This window comes from Inmirania thermothiophila, assembly GCF_003751635.1.
GTDB lineage: Bacteria > Pseudomonadota > Gammaproteobacteria > DSM-100275 > DSM-100275 > Inmirania > Inmirania thermothiophila.
This window is the reverse complement of record NZ_RJVI01000001.1, coordinates 711,992-726,023: the sequence shown is the minus strand read 5'-3', so window position 1 is coordinate 726,023 and position 14,032 is coordinate 711,992. Positions and strand designations below refer to the sequence as shown.

Genomic DNA, 14,032 nt, shown 5'->3' with positions numbered 1-14,032 from the left:
CTTGCGATCCCGACCCGCGGCCGATCCGGCGCCCACTATAGCGGGTTTCCCCGCCCCGGACAGCCGCCGCGAGGCCTTGCTTGTCAACCCCCCGGCCTTCCCCCACAATCGTTCGGCTGGACCCCGGCGCGCCTTGAACATGCCGCTTCTCGCCCTTGGACTCAACCACAGGACCGCCCCGGTGGAGATCCGGGAGAAGGTCGCCTTTCCGCCCGAGCGCCTGCCCGAGGCGCTGCGCGAGCTGGTGCGCCTGCCCGCGGTCAACGAGGCGGCGATCGTCTCCACCTGCAACCGCACCGAGCTCTACTGCGGCGTCGAGGCGCTGGAGCAGGAGCGCCTCCTGCGCTGGCTCGCCGGCTACCACCGCCTGCCGGCCGAGGTCCTCGCCCCCAATGTCTACGTCCACCCCGAGCAGTCGGCGGTGCGGCACATCCTGCGCGTGGCGAGCGGCCTCGACTCCATGGTCCTCGGCGAGCCGCAGATCCTCGGCCAGATCAAGGACGCCTACCGCGCCGCCACCGAGGCCGGCACCCTCGGGCGGGTGCTCGGGCGCCTGTTCCAGCACACCTTCGCGGTGGCCAAGCAGGTGCGCACCGACACCGCCATCGGCTCGAGCCCGGTCTCGGTGGCCTTCGCCGCGGTGCGCCTGGCGCAGCAGATCTTCGGCGACCTCGCGCGCCAGACGGCGCTGCTCATCGGCGCCGGCGAGACCATCGAGCTGGTGGCGCGGCACCTCGTGGAGCAGCGCATCGGCCGCATCATCGTCGCCAACCGCACCGTGGAGCGCGCCGCCCACCTGGCCGAGGCCGTGGACGGCTACGCCATCGCCCTCAAGGAGATCCCGACCCACCTCGCCGACGCCGACATCGTCATCTCCTCCACCGCGAGCCCCCTGCCCATCCTCGGCAAGGGGGCGGTGGAGCGCGCCATCCGCGAGCGCCGCCACCGGCCGATGTTCATGGTGGACATTGCGGTGCCGCGGGACATCGAGCCGGAGGTGGCCGAGCTCGACGACGTCTATCTCTACACCGTCGACGACCTGCGCGACGTCATCGAGGAGGGCCTCGCCTCGCGCCGCGAGGCGGCGCGCCAGGCCGAGGAGATCATCGACGTGCAGGCCCGCCGCTTCATGGACTGGGTGCGGGCGCTGGAGGCGGTGGGGAGCATCCGCACCCTGCGCGAGCAGGCCGACGCCGTGCGCGAGGAGGTGCTGGAGAAGGCCCTGCGGCGGCTCGCCGCGGGGCGGGACCCCGCCGAGACCGCCCGCTGGCTCGCCCACACCCTCACCAACAAGCTCCTGCACGCGCCGAGCGTCGGGATGCGCCAGGCGGCCCTGGAGGGGCGCGAGGGGGTGATCGAGGCCGCCCACGAGCTCTTCCGTCTCGGCCCGCCGCCGCGCCGGGGATGAGACCTTCGCTGCTCGAGCGGCTGCGGGCGCTGGCGGCCCGCCACGAGGCCTTGGGGCGGGAGCTCGCGGACCCCGCGGTGGCCGCGGACCCCGAGCGCTTCCGCGCCCTCTCCATCGAGTACGCGCGCACCGAGCCGGTGGCGGCGCGCATGCGCGCCCTGGAGGCGGCGCGGGAGAACCTCGCCGCGGCCGAGGCCATGCGCGCCGACCCCGACCCGGGGATCCGCGAGCTCGCCGAGGAGGAGCGCGCCGCGGCCGAGGCGCGCATCGCCGAGCTCGAGCGGGAGCTCGAGCTGATGCTGCTGCCCGAGGAGCCGGAGGACCGCCTCAACGTCTTCCTCGAGATCCGCGCCGGCACCGGCGGCGCCGAGGCGGCGCTCTTCGCCGGCGATCTCCTGCGCATGTACACCCGCTACGCCGAGCGGCGCGGCTGGGAGGTGGAGCAGGTCAGCGCCAGCCCCGCCGAGCAGGGCGGCTACAAGGAGGTGGTGCTGCGGGTGAGCGGGCGCGACGTCTACGCCCGCCTCAAGTTCGAGTCCGGCACCCACCGCGTGCAGCGGGTGCCGGCGACGGAGTCGCAGGGACGCATCCACACCTCCGCCTGCACGGTGGCGGTGCTGCCCGAGCCCGAGGCGGTGGACACCGTGGAGATCAGCCCCCAAGAGCTGCGCATCGACACCTTCCGCGCCTCCGGCGCCGGCGGCCAGCACGTCAACAAGACCGAATCGGCGGTGCGCATCACCCACCTGCCCACCGGCATCGTCGTCGAGTGCCAGGACGAGCGCTCCCAGCACAAGAACCGCGCCCGCGCCATGGCCCTGCTGCAGGCGCGGCTGCGCGAGCGCGAGCGGGCCCGGCGCGAGGCCGAGCGCGCCCGCACCCGCCGCCTCCTGGTGGGCAGCGGCGACCGCTCCGAGCGCATCCGCACCTACAACTTCCCCCAGGGCCGGGTCACCGACCACCGCATCAACCTCACCCTCTACAAGCTCGACGAGATCCTCGACGGCGACCTCGACCCGGTGATCGAGCCGCTGATCCGCGAGCACCAGGCCGAACGCCTGGCCGAGCTCGCCGAGGCCCCATGAGCGGCGACGTCGCCGCCCTCCTGGCCTGGGCCCGGGCGCGCCTGCGCGGGCGGCGCGAGGCACGGCTGGAGGCCGAGGTCCTGCTCGCGCACGCCCTCGGGCGGCCGCGGAGCTGGCTCTGGGCGCACCCCGAGGCGGTGCCGGGCGAGGGCGCGCGGACCCGCTTCGAGCACCTGGTGGCGCGCCGGGCCGCGGGCGAGCCGGTCGCCCATCTCACCGGCCGGCGCGAGTTCTGGTCGCTGGAGCTCGAGGTGGGCGCCGCCACCCTCATCCCCCGCCCCGAGACCGAGCGCCTGGTGGAGCTCGCCCTCGCCCTCTTGCCCGAGGCCTCGTCGGCGCGGGTGGCCGACCTCGGCACCGGCTGCGGCGCCGTCGCCGTCGCCCTCGCCGTGGAGCGGCGCGGGATCGAGGTGGTGGCGACGGACCTCTCGGCGGCGGCCCTCGCCGTCGCCGCGCGCAACGCCGCACGGCACGCCCCCGGACGGATCGAGCTGCGCCAGGGCGACTGGTGGCAGGCGGTGGCCGGCCGGCGCTTCCACCTCGCGGTGGCGAACCCGCCCTACATCGCCGCCGACGACCCCTGCCTGCGCCGCGGCGACCTGCCCTGGGAGCCCCAGATCGCCCTCACCCCCGGCGGCGACGGGCTCGGCGCCATCCGCGCCATCGCCGCCGGCGCCGCCGCACATCTCCACCCGGGCGGCTGGCTGCTGCTGGAGCACGGCGCCGACCAGGGTCCGGCGGTGCGCGCCATCCTCGCCGCGGCGGGGCTCGTCGAGGTGACCACCGCCCGCGACCTCGCCGGCCACGAGCGGGTGAGCGGGGGGCGCGTCCCCGGGGCGTCGGCCGCGGTGCACCCCCGTCCCGACCCCGCCGCCTGAGGCTGCGGCGGCCTTGCCGGGCGGCGGCCGCGGTCGTATCTTGCCCCCATGGACGACGAGACGCTGCTGCGCTACAGCCGCCAGATCATGCTGCCGCAGGTGGACATCGCCGGGCAGGAGCGGCTGCTTGCGGCGCACGCGGTGATCCTCGGCCTCGGCGGCCTCGGCTCCCCCGCCGCGCTCTACCTCGCCGCAGCGGGGGTCGGGCGCCTCACCCTGGTGGACGACGACCGCGTCGACCTCAGCAACCTCCAGCGCCAGATCGTCCACGGCACGCCGGACATCGGCCGTCCCAAGGTGGCCTCGGCGGCCGAGGCGCTGGCGCGCATCAACCCCGACGTCCGGGTCGAGACCATCGGCCGCCGCCTCGGGGAGGCCGAGCTCGCCGAGCTCGCCGCCGGCGCCGACGTGGTCCTCGACGGCACCGACAACTTCGCCAGCCGCTTCACCGCCAACGCCGCCTGCCAGCGCGCGGGCACGCCGCTGGTCTCGGGGGCGGCGATCCGCTTCGAGGGCCAGGTGGGCGTGTTCCTCCCCGGCGGGCCCTGCTACCGCTGCCTCTACCGCGACGAGGGCGCCCCCGAGGACCGCTGCGTCAACGCCGGCGTCTTCACGCCGGTGGTGGGCGTGGTGGGGAGCCTGCAGGCGGTGGAGGCGATGAAGCTCATCCTCGGCATCGGCCGGTCGCTGAGCGGACGGCTGCTGCTCCTCGACCTCCTGGGCGGCGAGATCCGCAGCGTCGCCCTCCGCCGCGACCCGGCCTGCCCGGTCTGCTCGGGTGCCGCCGCCCGCACCGGCTGAGGGCCCAGCGGCGATCCCGCACCCGGGGCGTGGTTGAGTCGGCGGCCGCGGCGCGCCATCATGGCGGCCTTTGCAGCCGGAGGCGGTGCGACATGGCGAGAATGGTCCAGTGCGTGGTGCTCAAGCGGGAGGCCAAGGGGCTCGACGCCCCGCCCCATCCGGGCGAGCTCGGCCGCCGCATCTACGAGAACGTCTCCCGCGAGGGCTGGCAGCGCTGGCTCGAGCGGCTGACCATGATCATCAACGAGTACGGCCTGAGCACCGCCGATCCGCGCACCCTCGAGCTCATCGAGCAGCACATGGTGGGCTTCCTCTTCGGCGAGGGCGAGCTGGGGCAGGCGCCGGAGCAGTTCCGCCCGCCGCGGGCCAAGAAGTAGCCCTCAGCCGACCGAGACCGCGAGCTCCGGCGCCACCACCACGCGCAGGCGCGCGCGGGCCTCGCGCAGCGCCGCCTCCACCGTCTCCGGGTCGGGGCCGCGGGCGAAGACGAAGCCGAGGTAGCTGCCGCCCTCGGGCAGCGGCACCAGGCGGTAGCCCTCGCGCAGGCCGATCTCCACCGCCTCCACCCCCGGCACCCGCCGGGCCGCCAGCACCCCCTCGACCCGGCGCAGCACGCCGGGGCCGGGCACCGGCAGCATGAGCACGCCGCCCGCGCCCGCGAAGGGCCGCACCTGCGGCGCACGCCCGAGGGCGGCGGCGATCACCAGCGCCTCCAGCGCCACCCCGGTGCCCATGTGGAGCAGGCGGGCACACTCGCCGCCGATGGTGCGCGCGGCCACCTCCAGCACCCAGGCCTCGCCGTCGTGGAGGCGGAACTCGGCGTGCACCGGCCCCTCGCGCAGGCCGCAGGCGGCGCAGACCTCGGCGAGCCGCCGCTCGACCCGCGCGAGCAGCGCCGGGTCGTGGCGCGACGGGGTGACGTAGAGGGTCTCCTCGAAGAAGGGCCCCTCCAGGGGGTCGGGCTTGTCGAAGACGGCCAGGATCCGGGGCCGCCCCGCCCGCAGCAGCGCCTCCACCGCGATCTCCTCGCCGGGGAGGTAGGCCTCCACCAGGGCGTGACCGCGCTCCTCGGCGTCGGCCAGCCCGCCGACGATGGCGGCCACCCGCCGTGCCGCCGCGGCGAGCCCCCGCGCATCGTCGGCGCGGATGACGCCGCGGCTGGCGTTGAGGGCGAGGGGCTTGATGACGCAGGGATAGGGCACCTCGTCCGGGATGCGCCCGGCGGCGAGCTCCGCCAGCGGGAGGCGGCGGAACCAGGGCACCGGCAGCCCCGCGGCGGCCTGGGCCTGGCGCGCCAGATCCTTGCGCCGGGCCCGCCGCGCCGCCTCCGGCGGGTTGTGGGGCAGCCCGAGGGCCTCGGCCACCCGCGCCGCCACCTCCACCGTGGCGTCGTCGGTGGCCACCACCGCCGCGGGCGGCGCCTGCGCCACCGCGTCCAGGATCGCCCGCGCCGCCCGTGCCGGCTCCTCCAGCCGCACGTGGATGCCGTGCCCCGCGGCCAGCGGCTCGCCGTCGGCCGCCACCACCGGCTCGACGCCGAGGGCCCGCGCCGCCTCGAGGTAGGGGACGATGCGGTAGCTCGCGAGCGGCGCCACCAGCAGCACGCGCCCGCCCGCGCCGGGCATCGCGCGCGGCCGGCGAGGGGCTCAGGCGCAGCCGCCGCCTGCGGCGCCGCAGGCGCTGCAGGCCCCGCTGCCGCCCACGGCGGCGAAGACGTTGCGGAAGACGAAGCTCGCCCCCATGGGCCGCTCGACGTAGTCGATCTCGGCGCCGCGCAGGTAGTTGAGGGCGACGGCGTCGACGTAGATGGTCACCCCCTCCTTCTCCAGCGCCGCGTCGTAGGGGGTCTCGGTGTCGGTGAAGGTCATGCCGTAGGTCATGCCGCCGCAGCCGCCGCCGCTGACGAAGACCCGCACGCCGCGGATCTCCTCGTCGGCCTCGGCCAGCAGCTGCGCCAGCTTCACCCGCGCCGCCTCGGTCAGGCGGATGTCCTCGTCGCCGATGCGGCGCGGAAAGTCCACGACGGCGCCCGCTTCGGCGCGGGCCTCGATCTGCTCGCTCATCTCCGGCTCTCCGTGGGTCAATTCCGACCTGGAGGGTAGTCTATCAGCCCGGGGCGGGCGCCGTCAGGCCCCGCCCAGGCGCCCCTCGCTATGCAGGCGGTAGATGTGGCGGGCGGCATCCACCAGGTGCTGGCCCCAGTGCAGGACGTAGCTCGAGCGCAGGAAGCGCAGCGCCCGCTCCGGCTCGCCTGCGTCCACGAGGGCCAGCGCCTGGCGCAGGTCGAAGTAGATGTCGGCGAGGTCGTCGGCGAGGCTGCCGCTCATGTGCTCGCGGTCGCCCTCGAGCCAGTAGGCGTCGTGCTCGCCGAGCAGCGCGCGCAGGCGCAGGAAGAGCTCGAAGCGGTGCTCGAAGTCCGGCACGCGCCCGTCCCGCTCCACCGCCGCCGGCCGGCCCAGCGCCTGCATGCCCGCCTGCAGCCGCGCCAGCAGCACCGCCGCCTCCTGCAGCAGGGTGGGCAGGCTCATGGCCTCGGCGCCGTCGATGAGGGCCACGTAGCGGCGGGCCGCCCGCTCCAGCTCCCCCATCGGCGCCGCCTCCCGCTCGAGCTCGATGCTGCTCACCCCGCAGGCCTCCCGGACTTTTCCCAAGTCTAGCAGCCGCCCCGGAAAGTCCAGGGCGGATCTGGCACCGCGCGCCCCCTTCCGATAGCTTTGCCCCGTCGGGAGGATCGACGGAGGGTGAGGTGAGCAGGACGGTGCCCGTGGTGCTCGTCTTCGCCGGCCACGACCCCAGCGGCGGGGCGGGGCTTGCCGCCGACATCGAGGCGGTGGCCAGCATGGGCGCCCACGCCGCCCCCGTGGCCACCGCGGTGACGGTGCAGGACACCCGGCGCGTGCAGCGCTTCGAGCCGCTGCCGCCGGCCCTGGTGGCCGAGCAGGCGCGGGCGGTGGTGGAGGACCTGCCGGTGGCGGCGGTCAAGATCGGCATGGTGGGCAGCGCCGCCAACGCCGCCGCCGTCGCCGCCGTGCTCGCCGACCTCGGCGACGTCCCCGTGGTCCTGGACCCGGTCCTCGCCGGCGGGGGCGGCGGCAGCCTCGCCGGCGAGGAGGTGCGCGAGGCGCTGCTCGCCCTGCTGGTGCCGCGGGCCACGGTCCTCACCCCCAACAGCGAGGAGGCGCGCGCCCTCGCCCCCGAGGCCGACAGCCTCGAGGCCTGCGCCCAGCAGCTGCTCGCCGCCGGCGCCGAGCTGGTGCTGCTCACCGGCACCCACGAGCCCACCGAGCACGTGGTCAACCGCCTCTGGGGCAACCTCCGGCTCCTCGAGCGCTTCACCTGGGAGCGGCTGCCGGGCAGCTACCACGGCTCCGGCTGCACCCTGGCCTCGGCCATCGCCGGGCTGCTGGCCCAGGGGCTCGAGCCCTTCACCGCCATCCACGAGGCCCAGGAGTACACCTGGGAGGCGCTGCGCGCGGGCTACCGCCCGGGGCGCGGCCAGCACCTGCCCAACCGCCTCTTCTGGGCCTTCGACCGCGGGGAGACGTCGTGACCGGCGAGCGCCCCCTGTGCGGGCTCTATGTCCTCACCGACGGCGCCCTGACCCCCGGCGCGCGGCTCCTCCCCGCGGTGGCGGCGGCGATCCGCGGCGGCGCGCGCCTCGTCCAGTACCGCGACAAGGGGGGCGATGCGCGGCGGCGCCTGGAAGAAGCGACGGCGCTGGCGGCCCTCTGCCGCCGCGCCGGCGTCCCCCTGGTGGTCAACGACGACCCCGCCCTCGCCCGCGCCGCGGGGGCCGCCGGCGTCCACCTCGGCGCCGACGACCCCGATCCGGCCGAGGCCCGCCGGCTGCTCGGCCCCCAGGCCCTGGTCGGGGTCTCCTGCTACGACTCCCTCGCCCGCGCGGAGGAGGCCGCCGCGGCGGGCGCCGACTACGTCGCCTTCGGCAGCTTCTTCCCCTCGCGCACCAAGCCGGCGGCGCGACGCGCCCCGCCGGCGCTGCTGCAGCGGGCGCGGGCCCGCCTCGCCCTGCCCCTGGTTGCCATCGGCGGGATCACCCCCGACAATGGCGCCGCCCTCGTCGCCGCGGGGGCCGACCTGCTGGCGGTGGTGCACGGCGTCTTCGGCGCCGCCGACATCGAGGCCGCGGCCCGCCGCTACGCCGCCCTGTTCGAGCCCGCACACGCATCCGGGAGGGAGCCATGAGCCGGTCGCAGGAGCTGTTCGAGCGCGCCCGCCGCGTCATCCCCGGCGGGGTCAACTCGCCCGTGCGCGCCTTCCGCGCCGTCGGCGGCGAGCCGCCCTTCATCGCCCGCGCCGAGGGGGCCTACCTGTGGGACGCCGACGGGCGCCGCTACATCGACTACGTGGGCTCCTGGGGCCCGATGATCCTCGGCCACGCCCATCCGGCGGTGATCGAGGCGGTGCGCGAGACCGCCGCCCGCGGCCTCTCCTTCGGCGCCCCCTGCGCGCTGGAGGTGGAGCTCGCCGAGCTCGTCTGCGAGCTGGTGCCCTCGGTGGAGATGGTGCGCATGGTGAGCTCCGGCACCGAGGCCACCATGAGCGCGATCCGGCTCGCCCGCGGCTTCACCGGACGCGACCGCATCGTCAAGTTCGAGGGCTGCTACCACGGCCACGCCGACGCCCTGCTGGTCAAGGCCGGCTCCGGCGCCCTGACCCTGGGCGTGCCCACCTCGCCCGGCGTGCCGGCGGCCCTCGCCGCGCACACCCTGACCCTGACCTACAACGACGCGGGGCAGGTGCGCGAGGTCTTCGACCGCATGGGCGACGAGATCGCCTGCGTCATCGTCGAGCCGGTGGCGGGAAACATGAACTGCATCCCGCCGGAGCCGGGCTTCCTCGAAACCCTGCGCGAGGTCTGCGACCGCCACGGCGCGCTGCTCATCTTCGACGAGGTGATGACCGGCTTCCGCGTCGCCCTCGGCGGCGCCCAGGCCCGCTACGGCGTCCGCCCCGACCTCACCACCCTGGGCAAGGTCCTCGGTGGCGGCATGCCGGTGGGGGCCTTCGGCGGGCGGCGCGAGGTCATGGAGCGGATCGCCCCCACCGGGCCCGTCTACCAGGCCGGCACCCTCTCGGGCAACCCGGTGGCGATGGCGGCGGGGCTGGCCACCCTGCGGCTGCTGCGAGAGCCGGGCCTCTACGAGCGGCTCGAGGCGCGCACCGCGGCCCTCTGCGCGGGGCTCGAGGCGGCGGCGCGCGAGACCGGGGTGGCCCTGCGCACCCAGCACGTGGGGGCCATGTTCGGGCTCTTCTTCACCGAGGCCGAGCGGATCACGGGCTACGCCGACGTCACCGCCTGCGACGCCGAGCGCTTCCGCCGCTTCTTCCACGGCATGCTCGCGCGCGGCGTCTATCTCGCGCCGTCGGCATTCGAGGCCGCCTTCATGAGCACGGCCCACACCGAGGCGGACATCGAGGCCACCGTCGCCGCCGCGCGCGAGGTGCTGGCCGGGCTCTGAGCAGCGGAGCCGCCACCGGCCGCGCACCGCCGTGGAGCACCCCGCCCTCGAGGCGCTGCTGGCCTGGATCGCGGCCCACCCGGCCTGGGCCGGGGCGGTGGTCTTCGCCGCCGCCTTCGCCGAGTCGCTGGTCCTGGTGGGGCTGGTGGTCCCCGGCGCGGTCTTCATGTTCGCCGCCGGCGCCCTCGTCGCCACCGGCACCGTCCAGCTCGCCCCCACCTGGGCCGCGGCCTCGGCCGGCGCCCTCGCCGGGGACCTCGTCAGCTTCTGGCTCGGCCGTCGCCACGGCGCGCGCCTGCTCGCCCACCGCCTGCTGGCCCGGCGGCGCGAGCTGGTGACGCGGGCCGAGGCGTTCGTCCGCCGCCACGGCGGCAAGGGGGTGCTGGTGGCCCGCTTCGTCGGCCCCCTGCGCCCGGTGGTGCCGGCGCTGGCGGGCAGCCTGGGCATGCCGTGGCCGCGCTTCGCCGCCCTCGCCGCCGCCGGCGCCGTCGCCTGGGCCCCGGCCTACCTGCTGCCGGGGATCGCGGTCGGGGCCTCGCTCGCCCTCGCCTCGGAGGTGGCGGGCCGTCTCGTGCTCCTCCTGGCGCTGATCCTGGGGCTGACCTGGGGGGTCTTCGCCGCGGTGCACCGCCTCTACGCCCGCCTGACCCCGCGCGCGGCGCGCCTTGCCGCGCGGCTCATCGCCTGGAGCGGACGCCATCCGCTCCTGGGCCCGCCGGTGCGCGCCCTGGTGGACCCCGAGCGGCCGGACCTCGGCAGCCTCGCCCTCCTCGGCCCGCTGCTCGCGGGCGGGGTCGCGGGCTTCGCCGCCCTCGCCTGGCAGGTGGCGCGCACGCCCCCGCCGACGCCGTGGGAGGAGGCGCTGCACCGCACCCTCCAGGGGCTGCGCTCGCCCCTCGTCGACCACGTGATGGTGGCCCTGACCGAGCTCGGCGACGGCGCCGTGCTCTGGCCCTTCGGCCTCGGCGTGCTGGCCTGGCTGCTGGTGCAGCGCCGGCGCACGGTCGCGGTGCACTGGGCCCTGGGGCTTGCCTTCGCCTTCGCCGTGCCGCCGATCCTCAAGGCGCTCTTGGCGGTGCCGCGCCCGCCCGGGGCGATGGTGGCCGGTTACGCCTTTCCCAGCGGACACGCCACCGCCGCCGCCGCGATCTACAGCCTCGCCGCGATCCTCGCCGCCCCGGCCCTCGCCCCCGCGTGGCGCTGGCTCCTCTACGCCTCCACCGCGACGCTGGTGCTCGGCATCGCCGCCTCCCGCCTCTACCTCGGGGTGCACTGGCTCGGCGACGTCGCCGCCGGCCTCGCCCTGGGCGGGGCGTGGGCGGCGCTGGTGGGTCTGGCCTGCCGCCGCCACGGCGGGACGCCGCCGCGGGGAGCGCACCTGGTGGCGGTCTCGAGCCTGCTCCTGGCGCTCTTCGGCGGCACCCACATCGCCCTGCGCCACGAGGCGGACCTCGCCCGCTACGCGCCCCGCGTCCCGCTGCGCACGCTGGCCCCGGCGGCGTGGCTCGACGGGGGCTGGCGCGCGCTGCCGGCGTGGCGCAACGACCTCGGCGGCCGTCGCCGCCATCCCCTGACGGTGCAGGCGGCGGTGGCACCCGCCGCCCTGGCCCGCGCGCTGGCCGCCCAGGGCTGGCGGCCCGCCCCGTTTCGCGCCCGCGACCTCCTCGCCCTCCTCGTACCGGATCCGGACCCGCAGACCCTGCCGGTCCTGCCGCAGGTCCACGACGGCCGCCACGAGGTCCTGCGCCTCGCCCTGCCCGCGCCGGGGGGCCGGCTGGTACTGCGCCTCTGGGATGCCGGCTGGCGCCTCGCCGGGTGGGACACGCCGATCCTGGTGGGCAACGTGAGCTTCCTCGGCGCGGCGCGGCCCCTGCCGCTGCTGACCCTGCCGCGCACCCTGCCCCGCTTCGACGGGCCGCGCGAGGTGCTGGCGCGCCACGCCGGGGCGCTGGTGCGGGCGCAGGTGCGGCGGGGCGAGGGCGGGCCGGAATGGGACGGGGGCGTGCTGTTGCTCGCCCCGCCCGACATCACGCCCCCCAGCGGGGGATGAGATCGTGGCCGATGCCGAGGTGGTCGAGGATCCGCGCGACCACGAAGTCCACCACCTCGGCCACGGTCCGGGGACGGTGGTAGAAGCCGGGCGAGGCCGGCAGCACCACCGCCCCCGCCCGCGTCACGCGCAGCATGTTCTCGAGATGGATCGCGGACAGGGGCGTGTCGCGGGGGACGAGGATGAGGGGGCGGCGCTCCTTGAGCATGACGTCGGCGGCGCGCTCGATGAGGTTGTTGCTGGCGCCGGTGGCGATGGCCGAGAGGGTCCCCATGGAGCAGGGACAGACCACCATCGCCCGGGGCGCGGCGCTGCCGCTGGCCACCGGCGCCATCCACTCCTGATGGCCGAGGATGCGCAGGCCGTCGGTGGCGACCCCGAGCCGCGCCCCCAGGGCGGCCGCCATCGCGCCGCCCTCGGCCGGCAGCGCGAGGTCCTCCTCGGCGGCGAGCACCACCCGGGCCGCCGGCGAGACCATGAGGAAGACCTCCTCGCCGGCCGCCAGCAGGCAGTGGAGCAGACGCAGCCCGTAGGGCGCCCCCGAGGCCCCGGTCCAGGCGAGCGCGATGGCGTCACGGGGGCTGCCCACGTCCCTCTCCCGATCCGACGCCGGTCAGTTAAACTGAAGCCGCCGCCGCGGGCAAGGACGCGCGGGCTCAACCCACGGCCGCGGCGGCCGACATAGATCAAGATCCACCCAGTCGCAGGACCCGGATCGCGGGCACCGGGGAGCAGCCTCGATGGACCTGGCAACCCTCATCGGCCTTCTCTTCGGCCTCGGCATCGTGGTCGGCTCGATCCTCATGGGCAGCGGGCCCGGCATCTTCGTCAACCCGCCGAGCCTGCTCATCGTCGTCGGCGGCACCATCGCCGCGACCCTCATCAAGTTCCCCCTCGCCAACTTCCTGAGCGCCTTCAGCGTCGCCGCGAAGGCCTTCATCTTCAAAATCGAGTCGCCGGAGGAGCTCATCAAGGACGCCGTACGCCTGGCCGAGACCGCGCGCAAGGCCGGGCTGCTGGAGCTCGAGAAGGCGCCGGTCAAGAACGAATTCTTCAAGAAGGGGCTGCAGCTCGTGGTGGACGGTCACGACGCGGCGCTGGTGCGCAAGATGCTCACCCAGGAGATGAACCTGACGGTGGAGCGCCACGAGACGGGGCAGAAGATCTGGAAGGCCATCGGCGACTCCGCCCCCGCCATGGGCATGATCGGGACCCTCATCGGCCTCGTCCAGCTCATGGCCAACATGGACGACCCGAAAAAGATCGGGCCGGCGATGGCGGTGGCGCTGCTCACCACCCTCTACGGCTCGCTCATCGCCAACCTCGTCGCCCTGCCCATCGCGGAGAAGCTGGAGCTTCGCAGCGAGCAGGAGCGCACCAACAAGTCGCTCATCATCGAGGCCATCAACGCGATCCAGGACGGCATGAACCCGCGCGTGCTCGACGGCCTGCTCAAGGCCTACCTGCCGGGCAAGAAGCGCGACAAGGCGAAGGCCAAGTAGCCATGGCCACGGGCACCGCCAAGGGCGCCGCCCCGCCGCCCCCGCCGCCGGACCCGCCGCGGGAGAAGAAGTGCCCGCCGCCGAGGGCGCCGGGCTGGATCGTCACCTTCGCCGACCTCGCCACGCTGCTCATGGCCTTCTTCGTGCTCCTGCTGTCCTTCTCCGAGATGGACGTGCAGAAGTACAAGCAGATCGCGGGCTCCATGAAGAACGCCTTCGGCGTGCAGCGCGAGCTGCGCACCCTGGAGCCGCCCAAGGGAACCAGCATCATCGCGCGCGAGTTCAGCCCCGGCCGCCCGACGCCGGACCCCACCAAGGACATCCGCCAGAAGACCGTCGACGAGAACCGGCAGACCCTGGAGTTCACCGACGCCCGCATCCAGGAGGCCCGGCGCGAGGCCGTCAAGCTGCGCCGCCTGCTGCAGCAGCAGATCCGCCAGGGGCTCGTCGAGGTGGAGCAGCGCGAGGGCAACGTCATCGTCCGTGTCCGCGAGAAGGGCTCCTTCCCCTCGGGCAGCGCCGAGCTCGACCCCGGGTTCGTCCCGGTGCTGGAGACCATCGGCAAGACCCTGGAGAAGACCGAGGGGCGCATCGTCGTCGCCGGCCACACCGACGACGTCCCCGTGCACGGCGGCCCCTACCGTTCGAACTGGGAGCTCTCCGCCGCGCGTGCGGTCTCCGTGGTGCACGAGCTGCTCGCCCGCTCGGCCATTCCCTCCAAGCGCGTCGCCGCCGAGGGCCACGCCGACACCCAGCCGTTGGTGCCCAACACCACCCCGGAGAACCGCGCCCGCAACCGCCGCGTGGAGATCATCATCCAGAAGTGAG

General features: G+C 75.6%; 15 protein-coding genes. 11 read left to right on the top strand and 4 right to left on the bottom strand.

What is annotated here, in order from left to right:
- Positions 1–139 precede the first annotated feature (139 nt).
- From hemA to EDC57_RS03475, 5 genes are all read left to right on the top strand, one after another.
- Positions 140–1,408: a glutamyl-tRNA reductase gene (gene hemA, locus EDC57_RS03495; protein WP_123400280.1), complete on the top strand. Its 1,269-nt coding sequence runs from the start codon at positions 140–142 to the stop codon at positions 1,406–1,408.
- On the top strand, positions 1,405–2,493 hold the full coding sequence (gene prfA / locus EDC57_RS03490; RefSeq protein ID WP_123400278.1) for a peptide chain release factor 1: 1,089 nt from the start codon (positions 1,405–1,407) through the stop codon (positions 2,491–2,493). Before hemA ends, prfA begins: the two co-directional genes overlap by 4 nt.
- Positions 2,490–3,371: a peptide chain release factor N(5)-glutamine methyltransferase gene (gene prmC, locus EDC57_RS03485; protein WP_123400276.1), complete on the top strand. Its 882-nt coding sequence runs from the start codon at positions 2,490–2,492 to the stop codon at positions 3,369–3,371. Before prfA ends, prmC begins: the two co-directional genes overlap by 4 nt.
- A gap of 48 nt (positions 3,372–3,419) precedes the next feature.
- Positions 3,420–4,172, top strand: a complete 753-nt coding sequence (locus tag EDC57_RS03480; RefSeq protein WP_123400274.1) for a HesA/MoeB/ThiF family protein — start codon at positions 3,420–3,422, stop codon at positions 4,170–4,172.
- Between the two features lie 92 nt (positions 4,173–4,264).
- The gene (locus EDC57_RS03475; protein WP_123400272.1) at positions 4,265–4,549 is read left to right on the top strand and encodes an oxidative damage protection protein; all 285 of its coding nucleotides are present in this window, start codon (positions 4,265–4,267) and stop codon (positions 4,547–4,549) included.
- A 3-nt stretch (positions 4,550–4,552) separates the two neighbouring features.
- Here the strand turns inward: EDC57_RS03475 and EDC57_RS03470 are convergent, their stop codons facing one another.
- The 3 genes from EDC57_RS03470 to EDC57_RS03460 form a co-directional block, all read right to left on the bottom strand.
- On the bottom strand, positions 4,553–5,797 hold the full coding sequence (locus tag EDC57_RS03470) for an ATP-grasp domain-containing protein (RefSeq protein WP_123400270.1): 1,245 nt from the start codon (positions 5,795–5,797) through the stop codon (positions 4,553–4,555).
- A 21-nt stretch (positions 5,798–5,818) separates the two neighbouring features.
- The gene (locus EDC57_RS03465; RefSeq protein ID WP_123400268.1) at positions 5,819–6,235 is read right to left on the bottom strand and encodes a HesB/IscA family protein; all 417 of its coding nucleotides are present in this window, start codon (positions 6,233–6,235) and stop codon (positions 5,819–5,821) included.
- 63 nt (positions 6,236–6,298) lie between these two features.
- Positions 6,299–6,796: a DUF5063 domain-containing protein gene (locus tag EDC57_RS03460; RefSeq protein ID WP_123400266.1), complete on the bottom strand. Its 498-nt coding sequence runs from the start codon at positions 6,794–6,796 to the stop codon at positions 6,299–6,301.
- A 122-nt stretch (positions 6,797–6,918) separates the two neighbouring features.
- Between EDC57_RS03460 and thiD the strand changes: the two genes are divergently transcribed.
- Genes thiD through EDC57_RS03440 form a run of 4 tightly spaced genes read left to right on the top strand, consistent with a single transcriptional unit; the run spans position 6,919 to position 11,702 of the window.
- Positions 6,919–7,722 carry a bifunctional hydroxymethylpyrimidine kinase/phosphomethylpyrimidine kinase gene (thiD, locus tag EDC57_RS03455; protein ID WP_123400264.1) on the top strand — a complete coding sequence of 268 codons (804 nt, stop codon included), beginning with the start codon at positions 6,919–6,921 and terminating at the stop codon, positions 7,720–7,722.
- Positions 7,719–8,375, top strand: a complete 657-nt coding sequence (thiE, locus tag EDC57_RS03450; protein ID WP_123400262.1) for a thiamine phosphate synthase — start codon at positions 7,719–7,721, stop codon at positions 8,373–8,375. The genes thiD and thiE overlap by 4 nt, the downstream gene beginning before the upstream one ends.
- Positions 8,372–9,652 carry a glutamate-1-semialdehyde 2,1-aminomutase gene (hemL, locus tag EDC57_RS03445; RefSeq protein WP_123400260.1) on the top strand — a complete coding sequence of 427 codons (1,281 nt, stop codon included), beginning with the start codon at positions 8,372–8,374 and terminating at the stop codon, positions 9,650–9,652. The genes thiE and hemL overlap by 4 nt, the downstream gene beginning before the upstream one ends.
- Before the next feature lie 31 nt (positions 9,653–9,683).
- Entirely contained in the window at positions 9,684–11,702 is a 2,019-nt protein-coding gene (locus tag EDC57_RS03440) for a bifunctional DedA family/phosphatase PAP2 family protein (protein ID WP_123400258.1), read from the top strand.
- On the opposite strand, the gene EDC57_RS03435 is transcribed toward EDC57_RS03440, so the two are convergent.
- Entirely contained in the window at positions 11,680–12,291 is a 612-nt protein-coding gene (locus EDC57_RS03435) for a flavin prenyltransferase UbiX (RefSeq protein WP_123400256.1), read from the bottom strand. The two genes, EDC57_RS03440 and EDC57_RS03435, sit on opposite strands and share 23 nt — an antisense overlap.
- A gap of 151 nt (positions 12,292–12,442) precedes the next feature.
- Between EDC57_RS03435 and pomA the strand changes: the two genes are divergently transcribed.
- Positions 12,443–13,204: a flagellar motor protein PomA gene (gene pomA, locus EDC57_RS03430; protein WP_123400253.1), complete on the top strand. Its 762-nt coding sequence runs from the start codon at positions 12,443–12,445 to the stop codon at positions 13,202–13,204.
- 2 nt (positions 13,205–13,206) lie between these two features.
- Positions 13,207–14,031, top strand: coding sequence for a type VI secretion system protein TssL, long form (gene tssL, locus EDC57_RS03425; protein WP_123400251.1), 825 nt, complete (start codon positions 13,207–13,209; stop codon positions 14,029–14,031).
- Position 14,032: the final 1 nt, after the last annotated feature.